The 11,332-nt window shown below is 42.8% G+C and carries 13 protein-coding genes and 1 pseudogene; 5 read left to right on the forward strand and 9 right to left on the reverse strand.

Annotation, left to right across the window (positions count from 1 at the left end; genetic code table 11):
• Positions 1–14: 14 nt before the first annotated feature.
• The gene (gene hemB, locus PR833_RS14805; RefSeq protein WP_014656045.1) at positions 15–998 is read right to left on the reverse strand and encodes a porphobilinogen synthase; all 984 of its coding nucleotides are present in this window, start codon (positions 996–998) and stop codon (positions 15–17) included.
• A 192-nt stretch (positions 999–1,190) separates the two neighbouring features.
• Positions 1,191–1,787: a GTP cyclohydrolase II gene (gene ribA, locus PR833_RS14810; RefSeq protein WP_014656044.1), complete on the reverse strand. Its 597-nt coding sequence runs from the start codon at positions 1,785–1,787 to the stop codon at positions 1,191–1,193.
• A gap of 204 nt (positions 1,788–1,991) precedes the next feature.
• Between ribA and pgpB the strand changes: the two genes are divergently transcribed.
• The 5 genes from pgpB to yciH all read left to right on the forward strand — a co-directional run bounded on the left by pgpB (position 1,992) and on the right by yciH (position 5,449).
• Entirely contained in the window at positions 1,992–2,723 is a 732-nt protein-coding gene (pgpB, locus tag PR833_RS14815) for a phosphatidylglycerophosphatase B (protein ID WP_040133192.1), read from the forward strand.
• A gap of 129 nt (positions 2,724–2,852) precedes the next feature.
• Positions 2,853–3,170 carry a LapA family protein gene (locus PR833_RS14820; protein ID WP_004920126.1) on the forward strand — a complete coding sequence of 106 codons (318 nt, stop codon included), beginning with the start codon at positions 2,853–2,855 and terminating at the stop codon, positions 3,168–3,170.
• 6 nt (positions 3,171–3,176) lie between these two features.
• The gene (gene lapB / locus PR833_RS14825) at positions 3,177–4,346 is read left to right on the forward strand and encodes a lipopolysaccharide assembly protein LapB (protein WP_272526286.1); all 1,170 of its coding nucleotides are present in this window, start codon (positions 3,177–3,179) and stop codon (positions 4,344–4,346) included.
• Positions 4,347–4,388: 42 nt separating this feature from the next.
• Positions 4,389–5,126, forward strand: a complete 738-nt coding sequence (gene pyrF / locus PR833_RS14830) for an orotidine-5'-phosphate decarboxylase (RefSeq protein ID WP_004920118.1) — start codon at positions 4,389–4,391, stop codon at positions 5,124–5,126.
• Entirely contained in the window at positions 5,123–5,449 is a 327-nt protein-coding gene (gene yciH, locus PR833_RS14835; protein ID WP_004920116.1) for a stress response translation initiation inhibitor YciH, read from the forward strand. The genes pyrF and yciH overlap by 4 nt, the downstream gene beginning before the upstream one ends.
• Positions 5,450–5,491: 42 nt before the next feature.
• Here the strand turns inward: yciH and osmB are convergent, their stop codons facing one another.
• The 7 genes and pseudogenes from osmB to PR833_RS14870 all read right to left on the reverse strand — a co-directional run.
• Complete coding sequence (gene osmB, locus PR833_RS14840) at positions 5,492–5,710, reverse strand: osmotically-inducible lipoprotein OsmB (protein WP_004920113.1); 219 nt, start codon at positions 5,708–5,710, stop codon at positions 5,492–5,494.
• A 190-nt stretch (positions 5,711–5,900) separates the two neighbouring features.
• Positions 5,901–7,844 carry an exoribonuclease II gene (locus tag PR833_RS14845; RefSeq protein WP_272526287.1) on the reverse strand — a complete coding sequence of 648 codons (1,944 nt, stop codon included), beginning with the start codon at positions 7,842–7,844 and terminating at the stop codon, positions 5,901–5,903.
• Between the two features lie 109 nt (positions 7,845–7,953).
• The gene (gene nth, locus PR833_RS14850; protein ID WP_014656041.1) at positions 7,954–8,595 is read right to left on the reverse strand and encodes an endonuclease III; all 642 of its coding nucleotides are present in this window, start codon (positions 8,593–8,595) and stop codon (positions 7,954–7,956) included.
• Positions 8,596–8,610: 15 nt separating this feature from the next.
• Positions 8,611–9,327, reverse strand: a complete 717-nt coding sequence (locus tag PR833_RS14855; RefSeq protein WP_004920103.1) for an electron transport complex subunit E — start codon at positions 9,325–9,327, stop codon at positions 8,611–8,613.
• A 2-nt stretch (positions 9,328–9,329) separates the two neighbouring features.
• Entirely contained in the window at positions 9,330–9,956 is a 627-nt protein-coding gene (rsxG, locus tag PR833_RS14860; RefSeq protein ID WP_004920100.1) for an electron transport complex subunit RsxG, read from the reverse strand.
• Positions 9,957–9,965: 9 nt separating this feature from the next.
• A complete protein-coding gene (gene rsxD, locus PR833_RS14865; protein ID WP_272526288.1) occupies positions 9,966–11,051 on the reverse strand; it encodes an electron transport complex subunit RsxD in 1,086 nt (361 codons plus the stop codon).
• A gap of 9 nt (positions 11,052–11,060) precedes the next feature.
• A pseudogene (locus PR833_RS14870) lies at positions 11,061–11,332 on the reverse strand (electron transport complex subunit RsxC); the annotation flags it as partial.

The following is an 11,332-nucleotide window of genomic DNA, read 5'->3' on the forward strand; positions in this document are numbered from 1 at the left end:
TTCTCACGCGCTCATTATCGTGACAAAATTTTATCTTCAGCTAATTGCAGGGCAAAATAGGTGAAAATCATATCAGCGCCAGCCCGTTTGATAGAGCCTAATGTTTCCAGAGTGACGCGAGTTTCATCGATAGCCCCAGCCATTGCAGCAAATTTAATTTGTGCATATTCACCACTGACTTGATAAGCACCGATAGGCAATTCAGTACGTTCACGTAGGTCACGAATAATATCAAGGTAGGCACCTGCTGGTTTAACCATCAATGCATCCGCGCCTTCTTGTACGTCAATTAAGGATTCATGAATTGCCTCACGGCGGTTCATTGGATTCATTTGATAGGTTTTGCGATCCCCTTTTAAACAAGAGCCTGCCGCGTCTCTAAATGGGCCATAGAGTGCAGACGCAAATTTAGTCGAATAAGACATAATGGCGGTATCTTTAAAACCAGCTGCATCTAGAGCTTGGCGGATAGCGGCAACTTGCCCATCCATTGCAGCAGAAGGGGCGATAAAATCAGCACCTGCACGGGCGGCTGCAACAGCTTGTAAACCTAAATTATGGATAGTGGCATCGTTATCAACGATATCGCCATGCATTACCCCACAATGGCCGTGTGAAGTGTATTCACAAAAACAGGTATCTGACATCACAATCATTTCAGGTACTGTCTCTTTACAGATACGAGACATGCGTGCGACAAGACCATTTTCTTGCCAAGCATCACTCCCTGTTTCATCCAAATGATGAGAGACGCCAAAAGTCATAACAGATTTAATACCTGCTTTGGCAATACGCTCTATTTCATAAGCTAAACGTTTTTCTGGAATACGTACAACACCTGGCATGCTGTCAATTTGCTTATAATCATCAAGCCCTTCCTCAACAAAGATTGGAAGGCACAGGTCATTAAGAGAAAGATGCGTTTCTTGGAAGAGATCACGCATTTTTTCTGTCTTACGTAATCTTCTCATGCGTTGGATAGAATGCAGGTTATTCACCGTAGCTCCTTGTTATCAGAAAAATAAACTTAACGTATTAAATTTATTCATCGAGATCATTGTTGATAAACAGTATAAACCTTATGAAATGAAAGTGAATATATCAATCGGCAAAAGTGCTACAACCGATTGTTATCATTTTAATATTAGTCAAGGAAGAGCAGTGTCATTACTCTTCCATTATGAGAAGGATTATTGATGTTTAAATAACATGTGGCCCATTTTCTCAGCTTTAATATCGAGATAATGAGCATTACTTGGATTGCGACCAACAATTAATGGCACACGTTCAACGACATTAATACCTGCTTCACGCATGATATTTATTTTCTTTGGATTATTAGTTAATAAGCGAACCTCATTAATACCTAATAACTTATACATATCAGAGCAGAGCGTAAAGTCGCGTTCATCCGCTTTGAAGCCTAGTTTGAGATTGGCTTCTACGGTGTCTAGACCTTGATCTTGCAAGGCATAAGCACGAATTTTATTAAGTAGGCCGATATTACGACCCTCTTGGCGATGATAGAGCAGTACACCTCGACCTTCTTTGCTGATCTGAGACAGTGCCGCTTCTAATTGGAAGCCACAATCACAGCGTAAACTGAATAATGCATCTCCGGTTAAGCATTCCGAGTGGATCCGACTGAGAACAGGCTCTGGACCTGAAATATCGCCAAAAATCAGTGCGACATGGTCACGACCTGTTGCGATTTCCTCAAACCCTACCATTAAAAATTCGCCGAAAGGAGTTGGTAATTTGGCTTCGGCAACGCGTTTTAGCTGCATATTTTCATTCATTAGTTGAGATAACTCTTGCTTAATTAATAACGTTAATCGATAAAAATATTGCTTATCGATACTATATGACATCTAGCATATAGCGCAGACATTTATTTGCACACAGTCCACTATGCATTACTATAACAGAGTTAATCATTTGTGAATCTAATTTTATTGATTCGAACAGTCAACTGACATGGATAGCATAAAATGAATAAATCAATTTACCCGATATTAGTCTTTGCTGTTTTATTAATCATACCTCCTACAGCGTTACTGATGGTAGGGTGGAGTTGGCTGCCGTCTCAGAATGTAGAATCGGTTAAATGGTTATTTTGGCTAACAGAAACGGCTGGTCTCCCTTATAGTCTGATAACCTCTATCGTATTATTAGCCTTGGCCCTTTATATCTGTAAACCAAAGTTGAAAAGTGTCCTTCAATGGGTTGTTATTGTTGTATGCTGTATTTTGGTAGGACAAGGGATCAAAAGCGTTGTTAAGAATAGTTTCCAAGAGCCACGCCCATATGTGGTTTGGCTAGAAAAAGAATATGGGCTTTCAGCGACAGAATTTTATGACTTAAAAAGAAAGCAGCGAGCAGACGTTATCAAACAAACCGTTAAACAAAGTGATCAGGTTCCTTCATGGTTACGCAAACATTGGCAAGCGGAAACTGGCTACTCATTTCCTTCTGGGCATGTGCTATTTGCGGCTGGCTGGGCACTTTTATTGATTGGATTATTTTGGCAGCGTCGTCAATATGCACTTGCCATCGTGCTGGCGGTATGGGCGGAAGCTATCGTATTTAGTCGGTTATTATTAGGGATGCATTGGCCTTCAGATGCAATCGCTTCTATTATCATTAGTGCAATTTTGGCGATGATTGCGTGTACGCTCTTAAGGGATAAAACACCCAATCTGAGTGAAAGTAAAAACAAGTAGGTTAAATAAGGTTCAATATACATTAACAAAGTGGGCGTATAAGATAAATTACTTTGTCTGAGTGCGCCAGAAATGCTACCTTATCAGGTAGATAATTTGTTTTCATAAGAACGGATAACGGGAAAGAATGTGAAATATTTTCTGATATTATTACTAGCTGTGGTTATTTTTATTATTTCAATCACGCTAGGCTCAAGCAATAATCAGGTTATTACATTTAACTACCTGATTGCACAAGGAGATTTTGCATTATCTTCACTTTTAGCCTCTTTGTTTGGTGTCGGCTTTGTACTGGGTTGGTTAGTTGCAGGGCTATTTTATCTGCGTGCTGTGGTGAGCTTGAAAAATGCACGCCGTAAAATTAGACGTCTTGAATCACAATTGAGTGTGGATGATAAAACCATCTCTGAATCTACAGAAGTTGTGGCTCAAAAGAGCAAGGAATAATCTTGTATGTTTGAGTTGCTGTTTCTGTTGTTACCTGTCGCCGCTGCATACGGCTGGTATATGGGGCGTCGAAGCGCTCAACAAGACAAGCAGCAACATGCTAACCGCCTGTCACGTGATTATGTTACGGGCGTTAACTTTCTTTTATCAAATCAGCAAGACAAAGCGGTTGATTTATTCCTTGATATGCTCAAGGAAGACAGTTCCGCCTTTGAAGCGCATTTAACCTTAGGTAATTTATTTCGTTCACGTGGTGAAGTTGAACGAGCCATCCGTATTCATCAGTCACTTGTTGAAAGTGCCGCATTATCCTTTGAACAACGCTTATTAGCCACGCAACAACTCGGTCGTGATTATATGGCCGCAGGGGTTTACGATCGTGCTGAAAATATGTTCCAGCAATTGACGGATGAGGTGGATTTTAAGCAAAGTGCACTACAGTCATTATTGGCGATTTTTCAATTAACCAGTGATTGGACGAAAGCAATCGAAACGGCGACTAAGTTGGTTAAATTGGGTAATGAAGAGTTACGCGAAAATATTGCGCATTTTTATTGTGAATTAGCCAATCAACACTTAGGCAGTGACGATCTTGATGGGGCTTTAAGTCTTCTGAATAAAGCCGAACAGGCGGATAAAAATTGTGCCCGTGTTTCAATTATGAAAGGGCGAATTTTTATCGAGCAGGAACATTACGACAAAGCTATCAATGTTCTTAAACAAGTCTACGAACAAGATAGAGAGCTGGTGGCTGAAACTTTACCTTTACTTTATGATTGCTATCAACAAATCGCAGATGTGGATGCTTGGGAAGTGTATCTCCGTCAATGTGTTGCGGGTAATACGGGGGCAGTCGCTGAACTGTATCTCGCCGACATTATTGTTGAGAAGCAAAGTCATGAAGCCGCCGCAAGTTATATTAACGATCAGATTCAACGTCACCCAACAATGCGGTTATTTTATCGTTTGATGGATTACCATTTAAAAGAAGCAGAAGAAGGGCGAGCAAAAGAGAGCCTGATTTTGCTGCGGAAAATGGTCGGGGAACAAATTAGAACCAAACCTGACTATCGTTGCCACAAATGTGGTTTTACTTCGCATTCATTATATTGGCACTGCCCGTCTTGTCGTTCATGGGACACCATTAAGCCAATTCGTGGTTTAGATGGGCAGTGACAGCGTCACTTTATTACCAAATATGATTAAGGCTACTACTAAATGATTTCTTCAACTGAGAACCACGCTCGCGTATCTACTCACTCGCCAGTTATTGTTGCGCTCGATTATGAAGATGCAAACGCGGCATTGGCATTTGTTGACCTTATTGATCCGCGTGAATGTCGTTTGAAAGTCGGTAAAGAGATGTTTACCTTCAATGGCCCTCAATTTGTGAAATCACTACACCAACGTGGTTTTGATGTATTTCTCGATTTAAAATTTCACGATATTCCTAATACGGTTGCGCGTGCGGTTGGGGCAGCAGCAGAAATGGGCGTTTGGATGGTTAACGTTCATGCTGGTGGTGGCAGCCGTATGATGGAAGCGGCTCGTCAGGCATTAGAGCCTTATGGAAAAGAGGCGCCATTATTAACAGCGGTCACTGTTTTAACCAGTATGGATCAATCCGATCTGACTGGCATTGGTATTAATGCTACGCCAGCTGAGCATGCTGAACGTTTAGCTTTATTGACAAAAGCATGTGGCTTAGATGGTGTGGTGTGTTCAGCACATGAAGCTGCAAGACTGAAATCATTGTGTGGTGATGATTTTAAATTAGTGACACCAGGTATTCGCCCAATTGGTAGTGATGTTGGGGATCAGCGCCGTATCATGACACCTCAAGAAGCATTAAAAGTCGGGGTTGATTATATGGTTATCGGCCGTCCTATTACGCGTAGTGATAACCCTGCACTCACATTAAAGCAGATCAACCAATCTATTAAGGATTGTGCATGAAGGATACAAATAGCCGTTTAGTGTATAGCACGGATATCGGTCGCATCGAAGAGGAAAAACCGAAAGCACAACGCCCAAAAGGAGATGGTATTGTCAGGATCCGCCGTGAAACATCGGGTCGCAAAGGCAAGGGCGTTTGCGTGGTGACAGGACTCGATCTTGAAGATGATGCACTGGCTAAATTGGCCGCGGAATTAAAGAAAAAATGTGGTTGCGGTGGCTCAGTAAAAGACGGTGATATTGAAATTCAGGGTGATAAGAGAGAGCTGATTAAGCAACTTCTTGAAGCAAAAGGTTATCAAGTGAAGTTAGCGGGTGGATAACACAATATAGGATAAGGGGGGCATCCCCCCTTATCCATAGATTTATTTTCCGACTTGGTTACCAATAATCCCCCCAACTGCAGCGCCACCAACCGTTCCCAGTGCACTACCGCCCGTTAGGATAGCACCGCCTACAGCACCTACGCCAGCACCTACAGCCGTATTCTTATCTCGCTTTGACATATTAGAGCATGCGCTAACGCTTATTGCGATAAGGGTTGCAAGTGTGAATGTCATAATGCGTTTACTTGTCGTGTTCATTTTAGTGACTCCGAGTTTTAAGGACGCTACCAAATTATCACAATCAGTAATTATACGAATCAGAATTATCGGGAATTAATGTATATAAAAAGCGACAATATATCTGAGTGGAACTCATTAAGAAGGAAAAGTAAGAAACAATATGCTACTGCTAAAACCAGTAGCATATTTATTATAGCATCAAAAGTAATTATGCGGCAGGGCGAGCAACAATATTGCGAGTTTCCATACGTACTTCAGCGATATTAACATTAATAATATCGTTGAGTTTGTATGCGGGTTCGCCTTTGATTAACACGCTACCTGTTTCTTGGCTGCACTGGATCTCATCGCGTACAGCGTGTAAGAACGGCGCTGGAATAAAGGCTACGGCACCATTGTCGGTTAACCTCACTCGTACACCACCACGTGTGATATCGATAATTTCCGCAGGGAATGCCTTGTCTGTACCTTCGAAAGGTTTTAAAAAGCGCGCATATAACCAATCACCAACATCACGTTCAGCCATGCGATTGGCTCGGCGACGCTCCGCTAATTTAATCGATAACTCTTCTGTCGGTTTATCAGTTGAGGGTTTACCCGAAATAACCGATTTAAGTAGACGATGGTTAACAATATCCGTGTATTTACGGATTGGTGATGTCCACGTTGCGTAAGCCTCAAAACCTAATCCAAAGTGAGGGCCGGGTTCACCTTTGACTTCTGCAAAGGTTTGGAATCGACGAATGCGGCTATCTAAGAATTGTGTCGGTTGTGCATCTAATTGGCGGCGTAGTTGGCGGAAACCTTCTAAGGTGAGCAGGGATTCGGCCGTTGTCTCAATACCATGCTCTTTCAATGTTTGTACAACTTGCTCTATTTGTAATGGCTCAAAGCCCATATGAACGTTGAATACGCCAAAACCTAATGTGTTTTTGAGCTGTGTTGCGGCACACAAGTTAGCGGTGATCATCGCTTCTTCGACAATACGGTTTGCCGTACGGCGGCTTTCGACGACGATGTCAATAACATTCCCTTTGTCATCTAACAAGAAACGATAGTCAGGGCGATCTTTAAAGACTAACGCATTTTGTTGACGCCATTGATGACGCTTATCCGCCATTTCTTTCAGTAATTCAATCTGTTGCTGATCTACATCATTAGTTGGTTGCCAGCTACCTGATTTTTCTAGCCAATCGGAAACTTCGTCATAAACCAGCTTTGATTTAGACTCAACCCATGCACTGAAAAACTGAATATCTTCAGCTAGGTTACCATCATCCAAAATGGTTGCGGCACACACTAATGCTGGACGGCGCTCATTTGGGCGTAAAGAGCAGAGGTTATCTGAAAGCTCACGAGGTAACATCGGAATATTAAAGCCAGGCAAGTAGTTCGTATAAGCGCGAGCTAAAGCGAGCTTATCTAATTCACTGCCTTCTTTGATATAACTGGTTGGATCCGCGATAGCGATATAAAGTTTTAAATGACCGTCTGCTGTTCTTTCAATATACAGAGCATCATCCATATCTTCTGTACTTGCACTGTCGATAGTCACGAAATGCAGGTCGGTAAGGTCAACACGCTCAATGCCTTCATCATCGCGTTCACTGTGAACCATTTGCGGCTCAGCACGATCAAGTTGATGACGACGTAAAGTGACCCACCAAGGGGCGAAATGGTCATTAGCATCGGTGATGTACTCAGTGATATCAGCGTAAAAACCTTTATCACCTTTTAAAGGATGGCGACGCATCTGTGCAACAACCCAATCACCTTGAGCAAATTCATGGTCGATGTCTTTTACTGGGCGACAAGAAATAGCATCTTTTAGCAGTGGATGATCAGGGATCACAAATAAGCGGTTGTCATTATCTTTCTTCTGAATGCGCCCGACAAAGCGGCTGAGAAAGGGTTCAACAAGTTCTTCTGGTTCAGCGAATTCACGGTCTTTGTCTGTATGAATGGCCGCGATAACGCGATCGCCATGCATCACTTTTTTCATTTGTGGAGGTGGAACAAAGTAGCTTTTTTGGCCATCTACTTCGAGAAAACCGAAACCTTTATCGGTGCTTTTTACCAATCCTTCAACGCGAGGCGTTTGGGAGTGCAGTTGCTGTTTAAGTTGCGCGAGCAATGGGTTGTCTTGGAACATACTTACCGTTTTTATGGAGGTTGAGTTTGGCTCCCATTGTTACGTAAGACAAAGTCTTAGAGCAAGAAAAAATTTGCATTGTGAACAAATAACTGGGAGCAGTGTAATGTTAATTCTCAGGGTACACCTTATCTTTAAATTCGCAGAGATCTTCAATAATACAAGACCCACAGCGCGGTTTGCGTGCGATACAGGTATAGCGACCATGTAAAATGAACCAATGATGGCAGTCGACTTTAAACTCTGTGGGAACGACTTTGAGAAGTTTTTCTTCGACTTCAACGACATTTTTACCTGGAGCAAAATTGGTACGATTACAAACTCGAAAAATATGCGTATCAACAGCAATGGTTGGCCAGCCAAAAGCCGTGTTTAACACCACATTTGCTGTTTTACGACCAACGCCGGGTAAGGCCTCTAAAGCTGCGCGATCTTCAGGAACTTGGCTATTATGCTTTTCAATTAAGATTTTGCAGGTTTTGATAACACTTTCAGCTTTAGTGTTAAACAGACCAATTGTTTTTATATACTCTTTGATACCATCGACGCCCAAAGCGAGCATGGCTTCAGGAGTATTAGCGACAGGATATAATTTGGCTGTTGCTTTATTAACGCTGACATCAGTCGCCTGTGCAGATAACAAAACCGCTATCAACAGCTCAAAAGGGGAGTTAAATTGTAACTCAGTTGTTGGATTGGGATTGTTATCGCGCAGGCGAGTCAATATCTCAATACGTTTTGATTTATTCATAGCTCACAATTAATCTTATCTAGAAATATGGCTGCCGCATCCTTGTTCTTTTTGGTATTCACGTTCAGGTTGTTGGCCCGATTTTAGGGCGGCTCGTTTTTTCATTTTCTCATCAATTAAATATTTGCCCGCAAGCATCAGGGCGAGGCCGATAAAGGCGCCCGGTGGCAGCATAGCGAGTAAAAATGGTGAGTCAAGGTGTAAAACCTCTATTCGCAATGATTTGGCCCATGATCCTAGTAGTAAATCTGCACCGTCAAACAGTGTGCCATTACCTAAAATCTCGCGCATAGCCCCTAAAACGAACAAGGCTGCCGTTGCACCTAACCCCATCGCAAGGCCATCAATAGCAGAAAGTGGTACAGGATTCCGTGAGGCATAAGCCTCAGCGCGACCAATTACAATACAGTTGGTCACAATCAGCGGAATAAATATGCCCAGCGATTCATATAGGCCAAACGCATAGGCGTTAATAAGCATCTGTACTGCACTAACGACAGAGGCAATGATCATAACATAAATAGGAATACGAATTTCAGCTGGTACCCAACGACGAAATGCGGATACGGCAACATTGGTACAGACCAGCACTAATGTTGTAGCAAGTCCTAACCCTAATGCATTGGTCGCTGTTGATGAAACAGCCAGTAATGGGCATAGGCCTAAAAGCTGTACAAGTGCCGAGTTGTTTTTCCATAAGCCCTGTACAAAAAGTTCTTTAGATTGACTCATAATTATTCAGCTCCACAAATAGGATAGCTAGAGAGATTTTGTGGTATTTTTTGCATAAAAACGGCGGTACGTTTGGTCGCATTAACAACCGCTCTTGGGGTTATGGTTGCCCCAGTAAATTGGTCAAAATCACCGCCATCTTTTTTAACTGCCCATTTGGGGTCATGGTCGGATTCAACTTTCCCTGTGAGCAAAGTGATCCAGTTTGAAATTCGTGTTTCAATTTTATCGCCGAGACCCGGTGTTTCATGATGCTCTGTCACTCTAACACCTAGCACATTTCCATTAAAATCTGCACCGACTAAGAGATGTATTGCACCTGAATAGCCGTCGGGTGCTGTAGATTCAAGGGCGGCGGCAACAGGCTCACCATTCTTTCTCGCAATATATAACCGATGTGGTTGCTTGCTGCCTAGCTCAGCTTCTGCTCCGACTAAATAACACTCCTGCCCAAATGCATTATCATACAGGCTAGTTGGTACGACTTGGTCAAGTAGCTGTTTTTGTACGATCGCCGCTTGTTGTGCGATTGTCTCTTTCGTTAAGGTATAAACAGCCGCACTAAGTGCAGTTGTGCCGGCTGCAAAAATAGCCAAGATGGCTCCATGACGACGCATTGTGTTTAACATATAGGCTCCTTACTTATGTCCATGCCCGTATGCACGAGGTTGCGTATAATGGTCAATGAGAGGCACCGCAATATTAGTTAGTAGCACAGCGAAAGCGACAGCATCGGGATAACCACCGTAAACACGGATTAGCCACACTAATAAGCCAATCATTACACCATAAATCAAGCGGCCTTTTGGTGTCGTCGATGCCGTAACTGGATCTGTTGCAATAAAAAATGCCCCTAGCATAGTTGCGCCGGAGAGTAACTGTACTAGTGGTGGCGAGTAGCGACCATCATCTAATAACCAACTGACTACTGAACAGAATGCTAAGGTGGCAAGGAATGAAACAGGGATCTGCCAACTAATAATCCGACGGTTTAACATTATGAGGCCGCCGATTAAATAGGCAATATTGACCCATTGCCAACCAATACCCGCCAGAGAGCCTTGTAAAATTGGTTGCTGTAAAACATCAGAAATCGAATGGGTTAATAGCCCTGTTTTAAAGCTGTCTAATGGTGTTGCTTGGCTCATTCCATCGACACCCATTCGCAAGGCATCCAGCGTGATCCCCGTTGGAGTATGTCCAGTGAAGATAATTGAAAAGCTCTCTAGTGCATTGATATTAAGAGTCTGTAATTCAGAGGGCGGGAGCCAACTGGTCATTTGTACAGGAAAAGAAATTAGTAATACGACATAACCCACCATTGCAGGGTTAAATGGATTTTGCCCCAAACCACCATAACATTGTTTAGCAATGATCACGGCAAAGGCAGTTCCAAGAACGATCATCCACCAAGGTGCTAATGGCGGTAGACTCACACCCAGTAATAGCGCGGTAACAATGGCTGAATTATCTTTAAGAACGTTAATAACAGGCTTTTTACGTAAACGGATAGCGATGCCTTCTGTGATCACAGCAGCCAGCATGGCTAAAACAATTTGATAGAGAGTGCCAATACCAAAGAAGTAAATTTGTGCTGCAATACCCGGTATCGCAGCCAATAAAACCCAAAGCATAACAAGACTAGTGCTTTGGTTATCATGGGTAAATGGCGCGCTAGCGATTTTTAAACGACGGTTATTTGGATCAATAGGCCTAAATTTCATGGTGTTTAATCACTTACTCATTGTTTGTTCGTTTTGTTTTTGAGCTTGTTTGGCTTTTACGCGAGCTATCGCCGCAGCAACCGCAACTTTACGAGGATCTGTTTCTTCTTCAATGGGTTGTTCAGCAGCAGGTGACAGCATTTCCTCCTCACTCACTTGAGCCTCAAGTTGTGCTTTCTCTTGGGCTGCTTTTTTCGCTTTAGCACGGGCAATAGCGGCAGCGACTGCGGCTTTACGCGGATCAATGTCGGCTGGCTCAGTTTCTGCCGTTGCAGGTTCAA

The organism is Providencia sp. PROV189 (assembly GCF_028480065.1).
Lineage (GTDB): Bacteria > Pseudomonadota > Gammaproteobacteria > Enterobacterales > Enterobacteriaceae > Providencia > Providencia stuartii.